General features: G+C 39.5%; 19 protein-coding genes. 4 read left to right on the top strand and 15 right to left on the bottom strand.

The window, feature by feature from the left end:
• Window positions 1-130: 130 nt before the first annotated feature.
• Window positions 131-1,096 carry a D-2-hydroxyacid dehydrogenase gene (locus ACIQXH_RS06320; RefSeq protein ID WP_403122754.1) on the top strand — a complete coding sequence of 322 codons (966 nt, stop codon included), beginning with the start codon at window positions 131-133 and terminating at the stop codon, window positions 1,094-1,096.
• 180 nt (window positions 1,097-1,276) lie between these two features.
• Entirely contained in the window at window positions 1,277-1,477 is a 201-nt protein-coding gene (locus ACIQXH_RS06315) for a cold-shock protein (protein WP_071349777.1), read from the top strand.
• A gap of 218 nt (window positions 1,478-1,695) precedes the next feature.
• Here ACIQXH_RS06315 and ACIQXH_RS06310 read toward each other — a convergent pair whose 3' ends face one another.
• From ACIQXH_RS06310 to ACIQXH_RS06275, 8 genes are all read right to left on the bottom strand, one after another.
• A complete protein-coding gene (locus tag ACIQXH_RS06310; protein WP_402868662.1) occupies window positions 1,696-2,526 on the bottom strand; it encodes an enoyl-CoA hydratase-related protein in 831 nt (276 codons plus the stop codon).
• A gap of 199 nt (window positions 2,527-2,725) precedes the next feature.
• Complete coding sequence (locus ACIQXH_RS06305; RefSeq protein ID WP_402868663.1) at window positions 2,726-3,718, bottom strand: ABC transporter ATP-binding protein; 993 nt, start codon at window positions 3,716-3,718, stop codon at window positions 2,726-2,728.
• Between the two features lie 12 nt (window positions 3,719-3,730).
• Window positions 3,731-4,741: an ABC transporter ATP-binding protein gene (locus tag ACIQXH_RS06300; protein ID WP_402868665.1), complete on the bottom strand. Its 1,011-nt coding sequence runs from the start codon at window positions 4,739-4,741 to the stop codon at window positions 3,731-3,733.
• A gap of 48 nt (window positions 4,742-4,789) precedes the next feature.
• Window positions 4,790-5,719 carry an ABC transporter permease gene (locus tag ACIQXH_RS06295; protein ID WP_402868667.1) on the bottom strand — a complete coding sequence of 310 codons (930 nt, stop codon included), beginning with the start codon at window positions 5,717-5,719 and terminating at the stop codon, window positions 4,790-4,792.
• Window positions 5,719-6,648, bottom strand: coding sequence for an ABC transporter permease (locus ACIQXH_RS06290; protein WP_402869855.1), 930 nt, complete (start codon window positions 6,646-6,648; stop codon window positions 5,719-5,721). Before ACIQXH_RS06290 ends, ACIQXH_RS06295 begins: the two co-directional genes overlap by 1 nt.
• A gap of 119 nt (window positions 6,649-6,767) precedes the next feature.
• Window positions 6,768-8,402, bottom strand: a complete 1,635-nt coding sequence (locus ACIQXH_RS06285) for a peptide ABC transporter substrate-binding protein (RefSeq protein WP_402868668.1) — start codon at window positions 8,400-8,402, stop codon at window positions 6,768-6,770.
• 531 nt (window positions 8,403-8,933) lie between these two features.
• Window positions 8,934-9,515, bottom strand: coding sequence for a GNAT family N-acetyltransferase (locus tag ACIQXH_RS06280; RefSeq protein ID WP_402868670.1), 582 nt, complete (start codon window positions 9,513-9,515; stop codon window positions 8,934-8,936).
• A 63-nt stretch (window positions 9,516-9,578) separates the two neighbouring features.
• Window positions 9,579-10,814 (bottom strand): NAD(P)/FAD-dependent oxidoreductase, encoded by a 1,236-nt coding sequence (locus ACIQXH_RS06275; RefSeq protein WP_403122751.1) that lies wholly within the window; start codon window positions 10,812-10,814, stop codon window positions 9,579-9,581.
• A 344-nt stretch (window positions 10,815-11,158) separates the two neighbouring features.
• Between ACIQXH_RS06275 and ACIQXH_RS06270 the strand changes: the two genes are divergently transcribed.
• Both ACIQXH_RS06270 and ACIQXH_RS06265 read left to right on the top strand, forming a co-directional pair.
• The gene (locus ACIQXH_RS06270) at window positions 11,159-11,785 is read left to right on the top strand and encodes a CAP domain-containing protein (RefSeq protein ID WP_402958731.1); all 627 of its coding nucleotides are present in this window, start codon (window positions 11,159-11,161) and stop codon (window positions 11,783-11,785) included.
• Window positions 11,786-11,986: 201 nt separating this feature from the next.
• A complete protein-coding gene (locus ACIQXH_RS06265) occupies window positions 11,987-12,586 on the top strand; it encodes an exonuclease domain-containing protein (RefSeq protein ID WP_402868676.1) in 600 nt (199 codons plus the stop codon).
• Between the two features lie 176 nt (window positions 12,587-12,762).
• Here ACIQXH_RS06265 and ACIQXH_RS06260 read toward each other — a convergent pair whose 3' ends face one another.
• From ACIQXH_RS06260 to ACIQXH_RS06230, 7 genes are all read right to left on the bottom strand, one after another.
• Window positions 12,763-15,153, bottom strand: a complete 2,391-nt coding sequence (locus ACIQXH_RS06260) for a YhgE/Pip family protein (protein WP_402868678.1) — start codon at window positions 15,151-15,153, stop codon at window positions 12,763-12,765.
• 319 nt (window positions 15,154-15,472) lie between these two features.
• Window positions 15,473-16,471, bottom strand: coding sequence for an NAD(P)H-dependent flavin oxidoreductase (locus tag ACIQXH_RS06255; RefSeq protein WP_403122749.1), 999 nt, complete (start codon window positions 16,469-16,471; stop codon window positions 15,473-15,475).
• Window positions 16,472-16,629: 158 nt separating this feature from the next.
• Window positions 16,630-17,370, bottom strand: coding sequence for a Cof-type HAD-IIB family hydrolase (locus ACIQXH_RS06250; protein ID WP_402868682.1), 741 nt, complete (start codon window positions 17,368-17,370; stop codon window positions 16,630-16,632).
• Window positions 17,371-17,489: 119 nt separating this feature from the next.
• Complete coding sequence (locus ACIQXH_RS06245; RefSeq protein WP_403122746.1) at window positions 17,490-18,485, bottom strand: cation diffusion facilitator family transporter; 996 nt, start codon at window positions 18,483-18,485, stop codon at window positions 17,490-17,492.
• Between the two features lie 200 nt (window positions 18,486-18,685).
• On the bottom strand, window positions 18,686-19,456 hold the full coding sequence (locus tag ACIQXH_RS06240; RefSeq protein ID WP_403122743.1) for a hypothetical protein: 771 nt from the start codon (window positions 19,454-19,456) through the stop codon (window positions 18,686-18,688).
• A gap of 178 nt (window positions 19,457-19,634) precedes the next feature.
• The gene (locus ACIQXH_RS06235) at window positions 19,635-20,894 is read right to left on the bottom strand and encodes a glycoside hydrolase family 18 protein (protein WP_403122741.1); all 1,260 of its coding nucleotides are present in this window, start codon (window positions 20,892-20,894) and stop codon (window positions 19,635-19,637) included.
• Between the two features lie 327 nt (window positions 20,895-21,221).
• The gene (locus tag ACIQXH_RS06230) at window positions 21,222-21,971 is read right to left on the bottom strand and encodes a (S)-benzoin forming benzil reductase (RefSeq protein ID WP_402958719.1); all 750 of its coding nucleotides are present in this window, start codon (window positions 21,969-21,971) and stop codon (window positions 21,222-21,224) included.
• Window positions 21,972-22,010: the final 39 nt, after the last annotated feature.

Below are 22,010 nucleotides of genomic sequence, written 5' to 3'. Positions count from 1 at the left end.
TGAATATCAAAGTTTTTATCTCCTCTTCAAATTTCCCTCACATATAAATAGCCTATAAAAGGCACTATCATTGTATTCCCAAAGAAGTTTACGTATAATTCAGAAAAGTGAATTAGATGGGAGGATTTAAATGAATAAGCGGAAAATCATTATAAGCCAGGACTTGAATGAACAGTTGCTGAATCAAATTAAAGAGTTGATTCCGGAGTGGAATATTATAATAGGGAGAAATCCAGCGATATGGAAGAATCATATTCATGAAGCTGAAATAATTGCAGGTTGGAAAGCAGAAATGAAGCAACCCATTATACAAGGGGAAGGAAAAAATTTAAAATGGGTACAGACATGGAGTGCAGGAGTAAATGCTTTGCCACTGGATATCCTTGAAAAAGATCATGTTCAGATTACGACGGCAAATGGAGTTCATGCCTACCCTATTTCTGAAACTATTTTCGGCTTACTCCTTGCTTTCACTAGAAAAATTGATACGTATGTTAAACAACAACAGAAAAAAAACTGGCATCACGCTCATATGAAACAGGAAATTCACAATAAGACTATCGGAATCATAGGGGTTGGGAAAATTGGTAAAGAAACGGCGAAGATTGCCAAAGCCTTCGGGATGACGGTCATCGGAGTTCGCCAGTCAGGTAGGCCAGAAGAATTCGTGGATGAAATGTTCAAACAGGACCAATTACAAGATGTTCTTCCTAAATGTGATTACGTAATCGTCACTTTACCTCTAACCTCTAAAACAAGGAATATGTTCGGCACAGATGAGTTCAACTCGATGAAGTCCTCTGCTTTCTTCATTAATGTTGGTCGTGGCCCAATCGTAATTGAAACCGAATTGATACAAGCCCTTGACGCTCATCAGATTGCCGGTGCGGGGCTTGATGTATTTGAAACTGAACCACTTCCAGAAACTAGCCGATTATGGGAGATGGATAATGTCATCATGACTCCACACACTTCAGGAAATACTGAATTTTGCGATCAACGTCTAATTGAAGAAATCTTTATACCGAATTTAAAGAACTTCCTTTCTGGTGAAAGCCCTGAAATCAATTTATTAAATTATAAAAAAGGTTATTGACGGGATTTACCATGTAAATAAAAGGATCAATACTATATCCATTGCAAAATCCGACAGTATCTGTTATTCTTAAAAAGAATTATTTTTGTTCTTGAAGATTGATAAGTGAAACACTTTCCTTCTGAAAATTGAGCAAGGGTAGTAACACAATGTGTGGATTCACACTAGGAGGCAACAAAAATGGAACAAGGTAAAGTAAAATGGTTTAACGCAGAAAAAGGATTCGGCTTCATCGAACGCGAAAACGGAGACGATGTATTCGTACATTTCTCAGCTATTCAAAGCGAAGGCTTCAAATCATTAGACGAAGGTCAATCAGTTACTTTTGAAGTTGAGCAAGGTCAACGTGGACCCCAAGCTACTAACGTTCAAAAAGCATAATAATATCCATCATATATAATGGACTCTACTCGTAGAGTCCATTTTTGTTGTTGTTTTTTATAGAAATCAAAAAAACCCCATCAAATTGATGGGGTACACGAAACAAGTTTAGTAAATGGTAACCAAAGTATAACACACTAAGAACGGAAACCCTAATTATTCCGAAAAGTACAATAACAAGCCTGTTTACTTCATTATATTATCGAAATTGCTCCTATTCATTCGACACCCCATGGATAGAACGGTGGCATATCCGTACTGCTCTTCATCGTAAATTTTGCTTTCCGATTTTCCAGATAAGCTCCAATCCCTTCTTGTGCATCCGCTTGCTTCCCAGTCCAATGGAGCATCTTAGATTCAATTTTATGTGATTCATGTGGATGATTGGCCCCCAGCATCGTCCACATTAGTTGCCTAGATAATGTAACAGAAATAGAAGAGGTATTTACCGCTATCTCATTGGCAATTTTCATGGCTGTAGCCATCAACTGATCAGGCTCGACAACTTCGTTTACTAATCTTGCTTCATACGCTTCTCGTGCGGAAATCATTCTACCGGTAAACACCCATTCAGTTGCCTTACCCATGCCCACGAGTCTTGGCAGGAACCATCCACTACAGGCCTCCATTGTAATTCCCCGCTTTGCAAAATCAAAGCTCATTTCCGCATCAGATGAAGCAAGCCGGATATCCATCGGTAAAGTCATAGTGATTCCAATCCCGATAGCAGAACCATTAATTGCGGCAATAATTGGTTTTTTCATATCAAATATTCGTAATGACAAGACCCCACCAGCATCTCGATATTCCACTAAAGGAGTATGGTCCATAAATGTTTCCACGCCTTTTTCCAAATCCATACCAGAACAATACCCTTTTCCGGCACCGGTCATTATAATCGCCCGTACTTCATCATTTTCATCCGCTTTATCAAAGACTTGAATCAGCTCTTGACACATTTTTTCATTAAAAGCATTCATTCTTTCAGGGCGATTGAGTGTAATTATCATAACATGATCAACAATTTCAGCTTTTATTGTAGAATACACTTTTATTCCTCCTTATCTCACAGAGCATAAAGACACCGAATAATATTTTTACATATAATAACATTTTATATGTTTGATTTCCCAAAAGATAGAATTAAGTATAAGAGTCCTTAATCTTTTCTGTCTATTTAGTTGAGATTCATCCCTTGGATGTAAAAAAGACCAGTTGCACAAAGGCCAACCGGTCTTGCTATTTGATTCACCAGTATAAATGGCAAGCAACGAAGTGCCCTGGCTTTTGTTCTTTCCATTCTGGTATGGCACTGGAACACACTTCCATGGCTTTTGGGCAACGTGTACGGAATACACACCCACTCGGTGGATTGATTGGACTAGGTACATCACCTTTCAAAACAATCCGCTCCCTTTTAACTGTAGGATCCGGAATAGGTACAGCAGATAGTAGCGCTTGAGTATAAGGATGTAGCGGGTCTTTAGTAAGAGAATCACTATCCGAAAGTTCCATCATCCTACCTAAGTACATAACTAAAATACGGTCTGAGATATACTTTACCATTGATAAATCGTGTGCGATGAATAAATAGGTCAACCCCATCTCCTTCTGCAATTCTTTGAGTAAATTTACTACTTGGGCTTGGATGGATACATCAAGAGCTGATATGGGTTCATCACACACAATGAATTTTGGATTTAGCGCTAACGCCCTTGCAATCCCGATTCGCTGACGTTGTCCGCCACTGAATTCATGTGGGAACCGACTGATATGTTCAGGATTTAGTCCAACCAGCTTTAGCAAGTCTTCTACTCTCTTCTTTTTTTCTTTACCTTTTAAAATCCCATGAATGGCAAGAGGTTCTCCTATTAGTTCCTCTACTTTCATACGAGGGTTTAGCGATGCATACGGATCTTGGAAAATCATTTGGATTTCTCGACGGACTTTCGACATTTCCCCCTGTTTATAATCAAAAATATTTTTCCCTTGAAAAAGGACTTCTCCATCTGTCGGCTCATATAGTCTTGTGATTGTACGTCCTGCCGTGGATTTACCACAGCCGCTCTCCCCAACAAGACCAACAGTCTCCCCCTCAAATATCGTAAGGTCCAGTCCATCAACAGCTTTCAACGAATCGGAACCGATAGGAAAATACTTCTTCAAATTTTTTATTTCAACAAGACGAGATCTTTTGCTGAGATCTTTTTCTTTTAATGACTCATTTTTCAGTGAAACCATGACTCTCCTCCTTTATACCGTAGTCGTAGATTGATCTCTTGTTGCTTTTGCCATCGGATGATGAAGCCAGCATGCTGCCGTCTGTCCCACTTCCACCTCTTCAAGTTCCGGGTTATGGTCTTTGCATACTTTCATTGCATATTCACATCTTGGATAAAAGGGGCAGCCCTTTGGTGGATCTAATAAATCGGGAGGAGACCCAATGATTGGAATCAACGGATCCGTTTTTTCCATATCTAGCCTTGGCACGGTTTTGAGAAGACCCTTTGTATAGGGATGCTGTGGATTTGCAAATATCGCTTCTACCGTTCCAGTCTCCACAACCGTGCCCGCATACATTACAATTACGCGATCGCAGGTTTCTGCAACAACACCTAAATCATGTGTTATAAGGATAATAGAAGTATCCATCCTTCGCTGAATATCTTTCATAAGTTCTAAGATTTGTGCTTGAATCGTTACATCCAATGCAGTTGTTGGCTCGTCAGCAATTAATAATTGTGGATCACAGGCCAGGGCTATCGCAATCATTGCCCGCTGACGCATCCCCCCCGAAAACTCATGCGGATATTGTTGCATCCTTTTTTCCGGTTGTGGGATGCCCACCAACTTTAAAGTATCTAAGGCCCTTTCATATGCATCTTTACGAGAGATTTCTTTATGTTTTAAAATAGACTCCATGATTTGAGTGCCTATCTTGGTTGTCGGGTTAAGCGAAGTCATCGGATCTTGAAATATCATACTGATATCATTGCCTCGAATTTTCTGCATTTCCTTTTCATTGGCTTTAACGAGATCTTTTCCATTAAATAGTATCGATCCTTTTTCATACTGCGCCGGTGGTGTTTCCAATAATTTCATTATGGACTTCGCCGTTACGCTTTTTCCGCACCCAGACTCTCCTACAATCCCAATGGCTTCCCCTTTTTCCACCTGGAAGTCCACACCTCGGACAGCCTGCACTTTACCCGCATACGTATGGAAGGTGATGTGCAGATCATTGACCTCTAACAATTTCCCCATTAACGTCCCTCCTATTCTAGTTTCAATATCTTTATGATTAGGACTCTATTATTTTCTAAGCTTTGGATCCAGTGCATCCTGAAGCCCATCACCCACTACATTGAAGGCAAACATCGTCACCGAAATAAGGATGGCTGGGATTAAAAGCTGATAGAAATTACCGACTAAAATACTTCCCAAAGCATCACTTGTAAGGGTACCCCAACTAGCTTGAGGAGCTGGCACACCTAGACCTAAAAAGCTCAACGTCGCCTCGGCAAAAATTGCAGTAGGAACGGTCAATGTTAAATTTACTAAAATAGGTCCCATTGTATTGGGAATCATATGTTTCCTTAATGTCCAATTCGTATTGGCACCAGAGATAGTGGCTGCATGGACATATTCATTTTCCTTTAGCTGTAATACCTGGCCCCGGACCAATCGAGCCATTGGGATCCAGCCTGTGATCGTCATTGCGATGATAATTGGTAATATACCAGGATCTAAAACTACCATCATTAGAATGACCATCAGTAAATATGGAATGGCATAGATGACTTCGGCAAACCGCATCATTAAATTATCCGTGCGCCCACCACGTATAGCTGAAATCCCACCATAAATGACACCGATTATAAAATCGATAAGAGCAGCCATCAATCCTATAAATAAGGATATCCTCGCCCCATACCAGGCTCTCGTAAATAAATCTCTTCCGGCTGTATCCGTACCGAACCAATGTTCAGCGTTTGGTCTAAGATTCTTTTTTGCAAAATCTTGTTCGTAATATGAATATCCATTCATGTAGGGCCCGAAAATAGCCATAAACACTAATAGGACAATAAGAACAAAACCTGCCATGGCCAGCTTATTTTGCTTAAACCTTCGCCATACATCAGACCAAAATGATATGGTTGGCCTTGATATTTTTTCCGCTTCCTTAAAATTATCTTCTGCGGGCGAGAACATTTCTTCGGTTAAATGCACTTTTTCTGCCATTATTTACTCTCCCCCGTCACTTTAATTCTCGGGTCAATCAACGTATAGGCTACATCCACTATGAAAATCAATATGACAAGCACTGCACTATACACTATTGTGGAACCAAGAATAACCGGGTAATCCCGATTGAAGATTCCTTTTACAAACATCTCTCCCATCCCCGGAATTCCAAAAATGCGCTCAATAATGAAACTTCCCGTTACAATGTTGGCCGTCAAAATGCCAAGAATCGTAATGACAGGTAAGATGGCATTTCGAATCGCATGTTTGATAATAATGCTACTTCTTTTCAAGCCTTTGGCCTTAGCGGTCAATATGTAGTCCTGACCCATGACTTCCAGCATGCTCGTCCGCATTAACCTTGCAATAAAGGCCAGTGGCATCATGGACAGGGCGATAGAAGGTAAAATCGTATGTTTCCAAGTCGCCCATGTAGCAACTGGAAACACTTTGAATTCTATAGCGAGATAATTAATCAGCACTGTAGCTAAGATAAAGTTCGGCACTGATATACCAACAATCGCAATGATCATTGATAGATAATCAGGTATTTTATTTCGATATAAGGAAGCCACTACACCTAGAATCAGACCAAAGAAAACGGCAATGGCCAACGCTTGCGCACCTAAATGTAAAGATACTGGGAACCCGTTCACAATATAGTCATTCACGGAAATGGATGAAGATTTTAAGGAAGGACCAAAATCAAACCGAAGCACTTCCAATAAATAATTTCCATATTGGGCTAATAGTGGTTTGTCTAATCCATAATGGGCTTGTAGATTTTCATATACTGCAGGAGGCATTGTCCCTTCTTTAGCAAAAGGATTTCCTGGTATGGAATGCATAATGATAAAAGTGATTGTAATGACCGCCCATAAAGTTATAATTGCCCATTTTAATCGATTCATCGTATATCTCAACATGGTAATCACCTCAATTCTCGTTTTCATAGAAGTTTAAAGCAGAAATGAATTCATGAAATTTTCAACTGAAAAATGGGGTATGTCCGAATAAGGACATACCTCCCATCACTATCGTGCCTTTATTTTTTGTCTGCGTAAATAAAGTTTGGATATTCGTTGATTGGTGCATAAATTCCTGTAACATTCGATTTAACCATGTATGGTTTAGTATAGAAGTAAATCGGGATAATCGGCATTTCATCAATTAATACTTTTTCAGCCTTGTGTAGAATAGGCATGCGATCTTCCGGTTTCAATGCAGTTTTTGATTCCTTAAGATACTTGTCGTATTCCTTGTTAGACCAATCGGCATCATTATAAGCGCCATCAGTCTCCCAAAGCATGAATGTCATTGGATCGACATAATCACCAACCCAGCCAGCACGTGAAATTTGGAAATCTCCCGCTTTTTCACGGTCTAATTTAACCTGGAATTCAGCATTTTCCAATTTGACTTCAACACCTAAATTTTTACGCCACATTTCTTGTACAGCTTCGGCAATTTTCTTATGGGCATCTAATGTGTTAAATAAAATGGAGAAATCAGGCATTTTTTTCATACCCTCTTCTGCAAGGCCCTCTTTTAATAACTTTTTAGCTTCATCTACATTTTCTTCAAAAAGGTTTCCTGTATTTTCCTGGAAATCACCAGTGGCATCAGGAATACCAGGAGGAACGATACCATAGGCTGGCTGTTGGCCACCTTGAGTAACATTATCCGTGATCATTTTACGGTCAATGGCCATGGATAAAGCTTTTCTGACTTTAATATTATTGAATGGTTTCACTTTAGTATTTAAGTTGTAATAGTAAACGGCAAGTTCTGGACCATTTTGGAATTCTTTATCTCCAGAGTTAACCAGCTGGCCTTGTTTGTCCACTGGTAATGGATATGCCAGGTCAAGTTCACCATTCTCATACATTTGCCATGCTGTATTTTCGTCTTCAATTAGAGCGAAATTTACAGCATCCAATTTAACTTGATCTTTATCATAATAATTTTCGTTCTTCTCGATTTTAATGCTCTCTTTATGTTTCCATTCTGTTAATTTGAATGGTCCGTTCGAAACATGCGTCTCTCCCTCTTGAGCCCATTCAGGATTTTCTTCTTGGACTTTTTTATTGATTGGGAAAAATGCATAGAATGATGTTAAGTCCAAGAAATATGGAGTAGGCTCTTCTAATGTAACTTCTAATGTAAGATCATCCGTAGCCTTTACACCAACATCCTCTTCCTTGCCTTTTTTCGCGTTGTACGCTTCTCCCCCTTTAAGATAATAAAGTTGGTAAGCATAGTCAGCCGCAGTGTCAGGATTCAAAGCATATTTCCATGCATATTCAAAGTCATTGGCGGTAATGGGATCTCCATTCGACCACTTTAAACCATCTTTTAATTTAAATGTCAAAGTTTTACCATCTTCACTAGTCTCCCATGATTCTGCAACCGCTGGAACGATTTCGCCTTCCTCGGTCTTCTTAGTCAACCCCTCGAAAGTATGATTCAGAATCCAAGAATCATGAGTTCCTTGTGCTTTAGCAGGATGTAGTGAACCAGGTTCGGATGAGTTATTCAGATTTAACACCTTTGGTTCAGTGGATTTATTTGTGCCTTCCTCTTTTTCATTCGAAGTTTCCTTCGATCCTCCATTACACGCGGCCAGTACCAGTATCATGGCTAAAAACAATGATAGTACTGAAAATTTAGACTTTTTCAAATAATTTCCCCCTCTGTAAGATTTAATTGTGGAGTCACCCAAGCTCAGGCCCCTCCCATTTCTACTCTATCAACTGCCGGCTTATTTCATTCCGGAAATTTTCTGCGAGGATTAGTTAGAAGTTTAGCGTTCATCATTACACTTAGTCAGCAAACCGATTACACTCGTTTTGCCCTTTTCCTCGGAAAACCCAAAAAACAGCAGTTTAATAGCTTAAAACCACCTTCCTTTCAAACCTCGCAAAAGGATAATATTATTATATTCGACCATAATTTGCTAAACCCTTCAAAATATTACAAAATTAAATAATCTATTTTGTACCCCTTATACTACATTTTTAAATATATACGGCTTTAAAAATGGACTAAGTTCCCGGATAATCTGGATTCAAATGGCTGGATGGTTTATGATTCTAACAAAATGATGAATGGATGGAACTTTGGACGTTCATCTATAAATGTTCACATATCAGGCACAAAAAAAGCCCATGATTGGGCATTTTCTCTGATGCACTAAACAAAACTCTCTGTTTTAGTCCCTATAGAAAGCGGGGGGCAATGAGCCAGAATTCAATGCACTATATTCACTATTCAATAACGAAAAGATCCGGACATCTTGAGATTCTTTATTAAAATATAGATAATTTCTAAGCGTTCCTTCTTCCTGAAATCCAACTTTTTTCAATAAGTTAGTCGAAGGCATGTTATGCGGAAAAGCCATCGCGGCAATGCGATGCAACTCAAGTTCATGAAAAGAGAATCTCAATACTTCTCTGACCGCTTCCCACGTATAGTACTTTCGCCGATAATCAGGGTGAACTTCGTAACCTATTTCTGCCCTTTTATTAGACTTATTCAAATGATTTAAACCTACCGTCCCAATGAACCTTCCTGTATCTTTTAAGACCATTCCCCATTGGATTCCTCTTTCATTAATGTATGAGCTTCTAAAAGAATGAATAATCCTCTGTGACTCTTCTAAGCGAAGCAATGTTTCAATGCCCCCATACCGGGTTACCTCTTCCCTTGAAAGGATATCAAACAGACTTTCTGCATGCTGCTTACCTATTTCTATCAAATACAGCCTATCCGTCTCTAATTCAGGAAACTTCATTCCTTTTACCCCCAGTAATCATCCTTTCCTCTATTATTCTATACTCTAGGGCGTGTTTCCTGTTTAACCGACAGTTCCTTTCATAAGAGACCTTTCCTTTAAGTATAGGTTTGAATCGGGATGGCAATTCTTTGTTATCAAATCTCTAATGATTTGTGAGAGAATGACACTATAAACTGTACCATTTCCACCATACCCCATTAAGAAATAGCAGTTAGGGTAATTCGGATAGATCCCAATGGTTGGTAAACCATCATGTGACTCACCAAAGAATGCACCCCAATAATAATCTGCTTGGACCACGCCCTCCAATTCTGGGAATAAACAGACAAGTTGACTCAACAATTCATCCCGCTTATGTATGATTTTTGAATCTCTCTTCTCGGAATAGGTTGTTCTTTCGTCTAATCCACCTATGATGATCCGGTTATCAACCGTTTTCCTTGCATATAAATAAGGCCTTGCCGTTTCCCAAATCATCATTCCTTCATCCCATTTGGCAAGATTCGCAATCTGATTCGTTGCAATGGCATAGGAACTGAGAATCATAGCATTCGGATCATTCACTTCTTCTTGGGCTTCATAGCCTGTGGCAAAAATAACATGATGTGCACGGATAGAATGACCTGTATCGGTGATTAACTCCGTATGATCATCTTTTAAGATTTTTCCATTGATTTTCGTATTGGAAAATATACGCACACCTTGTTGATAAGCCTTTTTCAGTAATAAATGAGCATGCTTATAGGGATTTATTTCGGCGTCATTCCCTGTGACAAGCGCCCCTGCTTTAAAAAAGGAAAAATGTTTTCCTATTTCGTTTTCCGAATAATATTCTACTGGAAAGTTGCGGTTTTGAAGGTTCTGATACTCTTCTTTCAACATAGAAACATCCTCTGGATTAGAAGCATAATACAAACTCTTTCTAATCTTAAAGTCTGAGTCATCAGCTAAGCTTGGGACAACCTTTTTTTCAAGCGTACATATGGCTTCCAAGCAGAGCTGGACATGTCGAGTACCAGCTTCTTCTCCAAAACTATGAATCAGAGAAGTTAAGGATTTATCATTTGAATATTGTAAAAGACCCGTGTTAGCCACCGTACTGCCTGTACTTAAGTCCCTCTTATCTACAAGAACCACATTAAGTCCCGTCTCAGCGAAAAAATAAGCACAATGTGCTCCGGACGAACCAGATCCCACTATGCAAACGTCACACATAATGTCTTCTTCCAATATTGGATATTTCATTTCTTCATGGTAAGTCTCATTCCAATATAACTTTCCGGATTTCAAATCCATCCTTACCTTCACCTTCCTATTAATGTACGATTTGTACTTGTTTTAGTTCTATATCTATACAATAGAGTCTTATAAACTAATCCTTCTTTACCCTTATCATGGTAAAATGCAAACAAAAAAATAATTCTTTCCGAACAAATATTGATGGATATCATACGGAGACAATGGACTAGCTATACCATTACGCCATCCAAATCAAGATAGTATGTACCTACTTTCTTTTTAGATAGAGCTAATTCTTTCATCCTGGTTTTCCCCTTTTCAAAAATTAACCAGTTTGCGTTATCCTAATTTTATAGCATACTAGATTTTCATTACTGAATTTTGTAAAAGGAGGAAGTTCAATGAAGATAATAATTTTACCGTCTGTACTAACTTTATCGCTACTTTTCCCAACTGTGGCTTTAGGGTCCAATTCCTATACAGTGAATAATGGAGATACTTTAACGAAGATTGCTACTGAACATAGTATCAGCCTTTCCGATTTGCTTATGGCGAATCCTATTTTAGATGATCCTAATCAAATTAAAATTGGCCAGGCTATCTCCATACCCACCACCAAAAATGAAACAACCCACGAAAGTAACTCTTCAGTTGAACAACAAGTTCTTGACCTAGTAAATTCTGAACGTTCAAAAGCTGGACTGAAAGACTTGGAATTGGATCAAGAGCTCTCAAATGTTGCAAAAACAAAATCAGGGGATATGCGTGACAATCATTACTTCAGCCATACAAGTCCTACCTATGGTTCCCCTTTCGACATGATGAAGTCCTTTGGTATTGGTTATACATATGCAGGGGAAAATATTGCAGCTGGCCAAACAAGTGCATCTGCAGTGATGAAATCATGGATGAATAGTCCCGGACATAAAGCCAACATTTTGAATGGGAATTATACGCATATTGGAGTTGGATATGTTCAAGGCGGAACCTACAGCCGTTATTGGACGCAGCAATTCATCGGAAAATAAGAAAAAATGCAGCTTATTCGCTGCATTTTTTTCTTTACCCTTTGGCTTTAATAAAAATCCCCCTGAATGTATAGATGGCTCCTTTCATTGTTTGCATCTTTTTTTAAACTTTTATATTATACTAGTCTTTAACGGCTGATATTATACTCCGTTCGCTAAATAAAAAATTTCAGATAGTAGTATACATTGGAGGAAAAGTAATTGTCTAATAGAGTAGGTTTAGTTCTGGATGTTGAGACGACAGGATTGCGACCGGGATCGGATGAAATTATCGAACTCGCTTTAATCCTTTTCACCTATAACAGCGAGACTGGAAATATTTTAAGTCTAATTGAACAAGATTCATTTTTAAGAGAACCACTCTCATATCAAGCAAAACGGAATTACGGTCAAGCATACAGAGTTCATGGAATATCCTATAGTTCTGTAGAGGGGAAAAGTTTTCATGATGAAAAAATCAAATCATATATAAACCGTGCCGATTCCATTTTCGCCCATAACGCCTCCTTTGACCGCAGTTTTCTCTACCAGATGTATCCGGAAATCAATGATCATAAGTGGTTTTGTACAATGCGAAATGTCCCTTGGAAACAATATGGTTTCCTAAATAGTAAACTATTAACCCTGCTTCAAGCCCATGACATCACTAACTTTCAAACACATCGAGCCATGGATGACATTTCATACTTAATGCAATTGTTGCAAAAATCAAATCCATTAGGCCTTCCTTATTTAAAGGATGTTATCGCTAAAAAACCAATGAGAAAATATTCGCCTTCTTCTCAAAAATCTCATGTATAAAAAAAGCAGGAAAATCCCCAGTGAATTTTCCTGCTTTTCCACGTGTATTCCGTTCTGCAAAAAAAGCCAACACTCTTTAAAACGATATAACGAATGAGACTGGCTCACCATATTGTCGTTGTTATCACCTACACCCATTCAAAAAAATAGCGGACTCAGATTGAGTCCGCCTTCCCTTATACCGCTAACTCTTCTTCTTTAGCTAATGCATTTTTTTGCTTTTTGAACCTTAAGCTGTAGTAAACGATAGATAGAATCAAAGCCACTACCAAGAAAATCGCCAAAGTGCCAAGATTATGCCACATGAAACCATAATCGCCTGTGGAGATAACCGCTCTAAAAGCATTAATTGAATAAGTCATCGGTAAGAATGGTGTAAAGTGTTGCAAGAAATTAGGCACCAATTCATTCGGGAAAGTCCCCCCGCTACTAGTCAGCTGAAGAATCAAAATAAGCAAGGCTATAAAACGCCCCGGGTTATCGAAAGCTGCACCTAGGAACTGGATGATCGCCATAAAAGTGAAGCTGGCCATAATGCTAATCATGAAGAATAGCGGGATGCTTGTAACTTCAATTTCTAAGCCTAATATCAATATCGTATCCACCAAAATGGCTTGACCTAGCCCGACTAGAGCCATGACACTATATTTACTGATAAACCAACCGAACCCATTTTTAGGAATGACGGCTGGATCCCTCAACGGGAAAATAATCGTCAATACGATTGCTCCAATAAACAAGCTCAATGAAACCAAATATGGTGCAAAACTTGTACCATAATTCGGTACATTATTTATTGGCATTTTATCGACTTTAACCGGACTTGCAAACATATCATAGACATCATCATCCGCTTTGATGTCACTTGCATCCTCCGCTCCATCTTTCAACTCATCATGTAATTCTTTTGATCCATCCGAGAGTTTGGCAACGCCATCTTCAAGCTTAATGGCTCCATTGGCCAATTCTCCCATTCCATTGGTCAGGCTCGATGATCCGTCTTTCAATTTATCTGTTCCAGCAACCAGACTTTTCGATCCTTCTGAAAGTTGGGAAGTTCCACTAGATAATTGCTTGGAACCATCTTCTAATTGGTCAAGTCCCGTGACCAAATTATTGCTGCCTTCCGTTAATTGACCAAGTCCATTCTGAGCCGTATCTATGCTTTCACCGAATGTCGTTAAACCGGCTACCAATTGTCCCTGTCCACTTTCTAGTTCACTTGCTCCACTAGCCAGTTTTCCTTGTGCTTCGGACAATTGGCTGAAACCATCACTAAGCGCGTCCGTTCCTTTTCCAACTTGACTGGCACCATCGCTAAGACTTGTACTGCCTTTGGAAATTTCAGAAGCACTAGCTGAAAGTTTACCTACTCCCTCGGAAACTCCCTTGCTTCCCTCATTAATTTTAGTCAATGATGTAATAAGACCTTCCAAACGCGCTTTTTCAGCTGGGTCTTCCGAAGCCTGAGATTGTTGTTTCAATCCGGAAATAACTTCATCGAGCCCCGCAGAAACTTGAGCCGCACCTGTTTTTGCTTCACTGGCAGCAGCACTCCAATCGTTCAATGAAGATGAAAGTTGACTTGCACCCGCCGCTACACCATTAGCTCCTTCAGACAGAGTTGGAAGTTTTCCTTCAATCTGATTGAAACCTTCCAAGGATTGTTGCAACCCTGTTGCTAACGTACCCGTTCCTGCTTCAGATTTCTTTGCTCCCTCTAAAAGTTCCGTTTGTCCTGCTTTCATTTGCCCGAAACCAGAACTGAATTGCTGTAATCCTTGGTTTAGCTCTTTTGAGCCACTCGCTGCTGAACCGACACCATTCGAGAAGGTCACCGATTTTTCGGCCAACTTTTCAAGGTTATTTTGGATTTCAACCGATCCTGACTGAACAGAACTAATTCCTTCATCCACTTTCTCTGCGCCTTCTTTGGCAGAGTTAATTCCGGTACCTAGTTCTTTTGTTCCGTCTTTCACACTATCCGTACCATCCTTCAGCTCACCTGCTCCATCGCTAGCATCTTTAAGGCCGCTGGCAACATCTTGCAAACTATCGAACATCGACTCCGCATAAGTTTTCGTAACTGCTGAAGAAACCTCAGCCTTAATTTTTTCGGATGCGGCATCACCAATCTTAGTGGAAATGTAGTTATAGCCTTCATTAGATGTGTAAATCAAATCCAATTTTTCCGGTTCATCATCTTGCAAAGTGGTTGCATTCTTAGAGAAATCCTCTGGAATTTCTATTTTCATATAATAGTCCAGATTTTTCAGTCCTTGATCCGCTTCTTTTTGACTAACAAAATGCCAATCAAAGTCTTTCTTTTCCTTCAACTCTCCCACTAAATCTTTTCCAATGGTGAGTTCCTCTTCATTAAATTCAGCCCCAACGTCATTATTGACAATGGCGACCGGCAGTTGGTCAACCTTTCCGTATGGATCCCAAAATGCCCACAAAAACGTTCCGCTATAAAGAAGGGGAATACTGATGATCCCTATGATTGAGATTAGTATTATAGGATTCTTTATAATCGCCAAAAATTCACCCTTTAACGATTTAAACATGATTTTCAAATCCTCCTCCAAGAAGTACTGACCAATTCATTCATTCGGTCATTATCTGCGAGTAATATACCATTTCTTATGTTATTTTTCAACCTTTTAATCGTTAGAATTCAAAATGATAACGATTTTCCTGAATGTGGTCATGGATAGGATTTTGGGCTTTGCGTTATTCAGCTATCATCAGAATTGTATATAATGCTCGGAAATTATCCATTCCAAATCACTACCAAATTCATGCAATAGGATCATGTCCAATTAAAATAGAGGGCCCAGTATGGACCCTCTACAACTTTCACAAATCAGCTAAAGCGCTTTCAATTCATCTAGATATGATTCCTTTTATTTTTCCGGCCTGTTCGGTTAATCTTCCAAGGGAATCACGATACTCATTTTCGAGTTGCTTGATAATACCAGCTGTTGTATCAATCTGCTTTATGGCGCCGACACCATGACCTGCAGACCAGATATCACGCCATGCTTTAGATTCCGATGATTTTGACATGCTATCAAAATCGACTTTTTCTTTTTTGGCTAATTGCTCTGGATCCAATCCTTCTTTTCTAATACTTGGTTTAAGCATATTGCAGTTAACACCTGAAAATGCATCAGTCAAAATAATATCATCTTGATTAGACTCTACAAGCATTTGACGGTATTGGTCATTCGCCATGCTCTCTTTTGCCACGATAAAACGGGTGCCCATGTAAGCCAAGTCAGCTCCTGCAGCCTGGGCGGCCAATATACTATGACCCGTACTAATTGATCCGGCGAGTAGAATGATTCCATCCCAGAATGTCCTGACACTGTCCACAAAAGCAAAGCTATTTATTTCACCTGTATGTCCTCCTGCACCTGATGCTACAAGGATTAAACCATCCACGCCGGATTCAGCGGCTTTTTTTGCAAAATCCACACTGCTGACATCAGAAAAAACCAGGCCTCCATAGCTATGTACAACATCCACAACATGTCTTGGCGATCCGAGTGAAGTTATGATGATGGGAGGCTGATGCTTTTTGACCAATTCCAATTCTTCCTCTAGGCGACTATAGGATTTATGGACTATCATGTTCATCGCCCACGGCGCGATTTTGCTGTTTGGATCCTTGTCCCTTGCCGAAATGAGTGTATCATTAATATCACCCATCCATTGGTCCAAGACTTCGATAGGCCTTGCATTCGGAGCTGGAAACGAGCCTATTACCCCATTCAAACAACACTCTTTTACTAAATCCGGACCAGAAATTAAAAACATGGGTGCAGATATGACCGGTAAAGAAAGTTGACTCCACCAGTGCTCAGGAATAGATTTGCTCATCATTATAACCTCCCAATGTTAATATATTACCAAAATATTACACTACAAGAGTATCATACTTCTAAAATACAAAATTTTCAAGAAATAATTGTCCATTTTAACGTGTAGAAAAAAACTGCATATGGAAGGCGATTCCACATACAGCATCGTTTTCATTATTAAGAAAGTACCCATTTACGTATCGCTTTTGCCACTCCATCTTCCTGATTGGTCGAGGTCACCCAATCGGATTCTTCCTTAACGATTTGTTGGGCATTCCCCATAGCTACTCCTATTTTTGCTTCTCGAATCATGGCAAGGTCATTTAGACTATCCCCTACTGCCATGACTTGGTCCATAGTAAGATCGAGCATTGAACAAACACGTTCAATTGCCTTTGCCTTATTTACGCCATGAGCATTCACTTCAATATTCGTTGGGCTGGAATTACTGATTTCAAGATTCTCTTTTGTCCTAAGCTCTTCCATAATCAGTTGACGGATGGCATCGTCCTTGGTATCGAATCCAAATTTAAGCCATTGTGATTCATTAATTTTTTCGGGCATCTCAGCCCGGTAGACACGATCACAGCTGGTTGCCCAGAAATGGGTTCCATGCTTTTGGCTTAATTCCCACATCCATTGTACATATTCGCTATCGACAATATGCCTTTCCACCAATTCACCATCGTTATTGTATATTTCACTGCCATTGACCGTTATTAAGTATGATTGAAGTTCCATGGACTTGGCAAAGTCATTACATGTAGCAAAGGATCTTCCCGTACTCAAAATTACATGAACTCCCCGCTGTTCTGCTTCTTTAATCGTACGTCGATTTTCTTCTGAAATCTCCCCTTTTTCATTTAAAAGCGTCCCATCCATATCGAGTGCAACTAATCGTATGTCTATGTTATCCATGAATAAACACCCTTTCTCTTTTCTATGTAGATACCTATAGCATACTGTATCTTGCTGTTCCAAGGAAGAAATCTGATTGTATAGGTAAAAGATCTCATCTTACTTACTCAAAAATTTGCTCATCTCTTCTTTTTCTCTTCCTTCACTTTGGAATGAATCTTTTCCTGCCAATTTGCAACACCGTCATTTTCATCGAACTCTATAATGACATCCGTGACTCCTCTTTCTTTGAAGATTTCTGCAATCAATCTGTCCTTTATCATATCTGCTTCAGCAATCGTTATATGCGCATCCAGCTCAACCTCAAGTTCCACATGAAAGTTTTCCCCTTCTTTAATAACGGCAAGTTTCTGAATATCACGAACTTCTGGATCTTTCATGACCATCGTTCCGATTTTCAGGCGCATATCAACGTCAGCTTCACCTAGTGCACCTGCTGCATTTTCAAGGAATACCCGACCCACTACGTAAAACATTCCGAGTCCAATGAATACAGAAGCTATCCCTTCTGCTTGCCTAAAAGGAGTGAAGTTCGCCAGTAAAATCGCTATGATTGCGAGTAGACCACCACCTGTCGCTACCATATCTTCCATAAACACCAGTTTTGTGGCTGGTTTTGCACGCCTTAAACCCGAAAAGCTTTTAACTATAACCGCAGCAGCCCCCTTTGCTTCGATATTCACTTCTTTAACCACTTCTTTCATTGCTTTAAACAGGACATAGGATTCAAGGACAACCGCTGCGAATAAAACGGTTAAGTTAATGACAATCCCAGTTGATTCAGTAGGATGCAAAATATGATTGAAGCCTTCCTTTATCGTTTCATAAGACATGATCCCAACAATCAATACAGCTCCTAAAAGCACCAGGTTCACCAAACGGCCAAAGCCTTCCGGGAAGCGCTCTGTCGGTGCCTTTTTACTTAAGGCAGAACCAATGAAAACGAAAAACTGATTGGCAGCATCCCCCAAAGAATGGAGTGTTTCGGCGAACATCGCGACATTTCCGGTCATAAAATAGGCAATTCCCTTTAAAATGGCGATGATACTATTAACACAGGCTGCAATAAAAGCTGATTTATTGCCCTGCTTAAGCAATAACATTAATTTTTTCATATCAGGCATACCCTCTTCACTTTTTATGATTTCATAAGTTGTATTATCTCCAAAGCCATTTAAATGAATCATAATAAAAGCAAAACGGGATTGTACTTACAAAGGGCCATCCGACGCCGTATTTTGAATCTTTTATAACACAAAAAATGGTAGTAGACCAAGGGCCTATTACCACTTTTTTAAAAAATATGATTATAGAATCAAGCTTCCGTGCTTTTAACCAGTTTGGATGGGTTGTTCACTTTATAACGAATTTCCTTATTGTATTTCTTCTCTACGACTTTTCCGTCAAATTCTAGAGCGTCGCCTTCTATAAGTTCAGCTTTTTTTAAAGTTTTGCTATAACCACACCATGCATCCCCAATGAGAAGTTCTGGATCCGAGGTAACTTTTACGTTTTCTAATAAGATGACTTCATCCTCTTCACCCGTAAAATGATTCATTTTGACTGTAAACTCTTTGACTGTTGCCGTAAAATGAACTTTTTCAGCAGGTAAGTCCAATTTCGGTTTAGCCGGTTCCTTTTTACTCTTTGACTTTTCCTTTTTTGGTGTAGCTTTCGACGCTTCAGTGCTGCTCTTTCCAGGGTCCTCTGTTCCCTTACCTTTCGCATCCTGTACAACTTCGGTCAAAGACCCTGGAGCAGCAGGACCGCTCAATAATTCTTTCCCAAAATTCGAACTTTGCATTTCCTTTAAATAAGCGGGATGAATACAGCTAAGCCTGCCATTATCAAATTCGACAACAATAGTATCCAGACCATTTCCATATTGTTCATAACCGGCCAACTTTACTTTTGTTTGAAAGCTTCCACTTTTATATAGTAATTCTTTTTTTACTGATCGAGCAGTGAACAGTTTCCACTCTACCCCTTTTGCAATATAATCCTCTTCATCTGAAAAAGAGATATAATCTCCTTTTGGTTCAATATAGTGAACCAGTTCCTTAGTTTCTGCTGGAGTTTCAGCCACAGTCAACACTCCTATTTTTTCTGTATGCTTATATATTAGCAAAGGAATGGCAAGTTGCAAATGAATGGGCATGATTTACTAAAAACTTCTGTCATTACTCTGTATGCTTTGAGTGGTATTACATAAATTATTTCTGTCTCTCATCGTTTCCCTATTCGTATCGAAAAAAACTGTATAACTATTTTATTATCAAAATATTCTCCTGTATATATGCCCAATTTTGTGGAAAACGCAAACCAATATGCCAATAGGTGGTACCAGCCAGTTCATATGCATCAATCACTTGATATTTTGCAGTTATTGAGCGAATATCTTCAAACCAAACGATATGTTCTGATTTTTCTTGTGTATATGAGTAAGTAGGAGAGGCGGCTTTCCTATCAAAGCGAATTTCTGAATTTGTTGCGATTGCTAAGTTTTGGGCATTTTGTGCTGACATCGCGCTCGTCTCATTGCTAGGGACGAGCCAACCATATCCGTACATAGGAATGGCTACCTGTAATTTATTCGTAGGCATCGTAGATATAGCATACTGGATGACCTCAGTCATCCACCAAATAGGGGAAATTGGTTCTGGGGGGCCGGTCGGGTAACCATAATCGATGGTCATTACGGCGACTAAATCGGCAACCTTTCCAATGCCCTTATAATCATGTCCGCCAACAATTCGATTTTCTGGATTATCTTCCGTTTTCGCATGTACATTAACTTGTAAAGTCAGTCCGTTCAATTCCGCTTTTAGCTCTTGTAAAAAAGTCACATATTCCTCCCGTTTACCTGGAGGGACGAATTCCAGGTCCATACTCACTCCGCCATACCCTTTTTCCTTCACGAAATTCATCATACTTGTGATGAGATTTCTACGATAAATGGAACTGGTGAGGACATCACCCGCCAAGTCCGCATCAAAATTCCCGTTCTGAAAATTCCGAATCATCAATAAAGGTGTCACTCCATTTTGTTCACATTTCTCTATAAGGGGTAAATCGTCACCTTCTATATAGGCAAAGCCTGCCTGCGTAAATGAATAGGCTACAATAGCCAGATAGGCTAGCTTATCCCCGTTCTCCTCAAGCATTTCAAACACTGTACCGCTTGAAACTGGAAAAGAAAAGCCCATCGTAATCAATCTTTTCTTATAGGGGGAAGGAACGAGTATTCTTTCCCCTATCTTAAGTATGGCTGATAGACCCGGATTAGCTTTTTTAATGGCTGATACGCTCGTCATATATCTCTTTGCAATCCCTGAAAGCGTGTCATTCTGTTTGATTAGATATGTACGGTTTCTAACTCCTGTCTCGGGGATATATAGGGCTAAACCAGGAACCAGTGCTGTCGTTTCCAGACCATTCAATTCCACTATCCTTGCAGAATCAACCTTGTACTTTTTAGCTATGGCCTCTAAGGTATCTCCTCTTTTGACGACCTGGATTGTCATCTCACCCTCCACTCCTCACAAAAGTAAATGTAAAGTTATACTAGTGTCACTACACTTTTCATTTTGACCTTTATCATTAATGTATTCTATTGATATGGCCTAAATGTGTAATTTCATCTAATTAGTTTTAACAGGGGTATAGCAGGGATGTAGCTTGTACCCATTAGAACGCTGTTATGTAAATAGGAGCTTAGTTTCACACATAGAGGAGAGGCTTTGATTTTTCAACAATTCCATGGATAATCAGGTTCTAAGGAAGGCAAAAGGGACCTTCTATATGGAGGTCCCCCTTTTACCTAGAGCTTATTTGCTACCTATTCATAAAGATCAAAGTAATTGATTGAGTTCGTAAAACTTCCCATTTTCCAACTTATTGACCTCTAACAATTGCAACAGTTTTTCTGCCACGAATTCTGGGCTCCTCAACAGCCCCTTTTCCTTATAGTCATGAAATTTAGTTCTGTCTGAAAAGTCCTTTTCATCAGCAGAACGGATGGTTTCTTGCATTCCTGTATCCATCACCCCTGGTGAAAAAGATATGAGCGTCGTCGGATAAGTTTCTTTCTCCTGTTCTAGTCCAGCTACACGGGTGAACATTTCAAGACCCGCTTTTGTACTACAATAGGCTGCCCAGCCATGATAAGGATTCTTGGCTGCTCCTGATGAAATATTGACCATCACCTTTTTTTGTTTCCATTCCTTTGTACGTTTGATGAATGCATCCGCCAACACAACAGGTGCCATGAAGTTCACACGTAGGCTGAGTTCTATATTTTCTTGTGCTAAATTCCCAACTGTCTTGATTGGATCAATAACACCTGCGTTATTGATAAAATAAACATCACTATCTTCATCCAATTCTGTAAAAATCTTATCGATTAATGGAGCAAGTTGTGAACCGTCGAATAGATCCATATAGATGAAACTAAGCTTCGCTCCGGCCATAACTGCTTTTTCAGCCATTTCAGGATGAGGGGTACGAGAAATTAAGATACAATGATTCCCGTCGCTCAAGCACTGCTCTGCTAGAGCTGCTCCTAGACCTCTTGAGGCCCCTGTAATTATAAAAGTTTTCACCGCAATATCCCGCCTTTTCTAAATGTATTTTATCCGATA

The sequence above is a fragment of the Peribacillus sp. NPDC097225 genome (genome assembly GCF_044761955.1).
Taxonomy (GTDB): Bacteria; Bacillota; Bacilli; order Bacillales; family DSM-1321; genus Peribacillus.
This window is presented reverse-complemented; position numbering and strand designations above follow the sequence as displayed.

Excerpts from the sequence above, each read along its gene's own strand:
- ACIQXH_RS06320 (WP_403122754.1), top strand. The coding sequence starts at position 131 with ATGAATAAGCGGAAAATCATTATAAGCCAGGACTTGAATGAACAGTTG.
- ACIQXH_RS06315 (WP_071349777.1), top strand. The coding sequence starts at position 1,277 with ATGGAACAAGGTAAAGTAAAATGGTTTAACGCAGAAAAAGGATTCGGC.
- ACIQXH_RS06305 (WP_402868663.1), bottom strand. The coding sequence starts at position 3,718 with ATGGTTTCACTGAAAAATGAGTCATTAAAAGAAAAAGATCTCAGCAAA.
- ACIQXH_RS06300 (WP_402868665.1), bottom strand. The coding sequence starts at position 4,741 with ATGGGGAAATTGTTAGAGGTCAATGATCTGCACATCACCTTCCATACG.
- ACIQXH_RS06295 (WP_402868667.1), bottom strand. The coding sequence starts at position 5,719 with ATGGCAGAAAAAGTGCATTTAACCGAAGAAATGTTCTCGCCCGCAGAA.
- ACIQXH_RS06290 (WP_402869855.1), bottom strand. The coding sequence starts at position 6,648 with ATGTTGAGATATACGATGAATCGATTAAAATGGGCAATTATAACTTTA.
- ACIQXH_RS06280 (WP_402868670.1), bottom strand. The coding sequence starts at position 9,515 with ATGAAGTTTCCTGAATTAGAGACGGATAGGCTGTATTTGATAGAAATA.
- ACIQXH_RS06275 (WP_403122751.1), bottom strand. The coding sequence starts at position 10,814 with ATGGATTTGAAATCCGGAAAGTTATATTGGAATGAGACTTACCATGAA.
- ACIQXH_RS06270 (WP_402958731.1), top strand. The coding sequence starts at position 11,159 with ATGAAGATAATAATTTTACCGTCTGTACTAACTTTATCGCTACTTTTC.
- ACIQXH_RS06260 (WP_402868678.1), bottom strand. The coding sequence starts at position 15,153 with ATGTTTAAATCGTTAAAGGGTGAATTTTTGGCGATTATAAAGAATCCT.
- ACIQXH_RS06255 (WP_403122749.1), bottom strand. The coding sequence starts at position 16,471 with ATGAGCAAATCTATTCCTGAGCACTGGTGGAGTCAACTTTCTTTACCG.
- ACIQXH_RS06250 (WP_402868682.1), bottom strand. The coding sequence starts at position 17,370 with ATGGATAACATAGACATACGATTAGTTGCACTCGATATGGATGGGACG.
- ACIQXH_RS06245 (WP_403122746.1), bottom strand. The coding sequence starts at position 18,485 with ATGAAAAAATTAATGTTATTGCTTAAGCAGGGCAATAAATCAGCTTTT.
- ACIQXH_RS06235 (WP_403122741.1), bottom strand. The coding sequence starts at position 20,894 with ATGACAATCCAGGTCGTCAAAAGAGGAGATACCTTAGAGGCCATAGCT.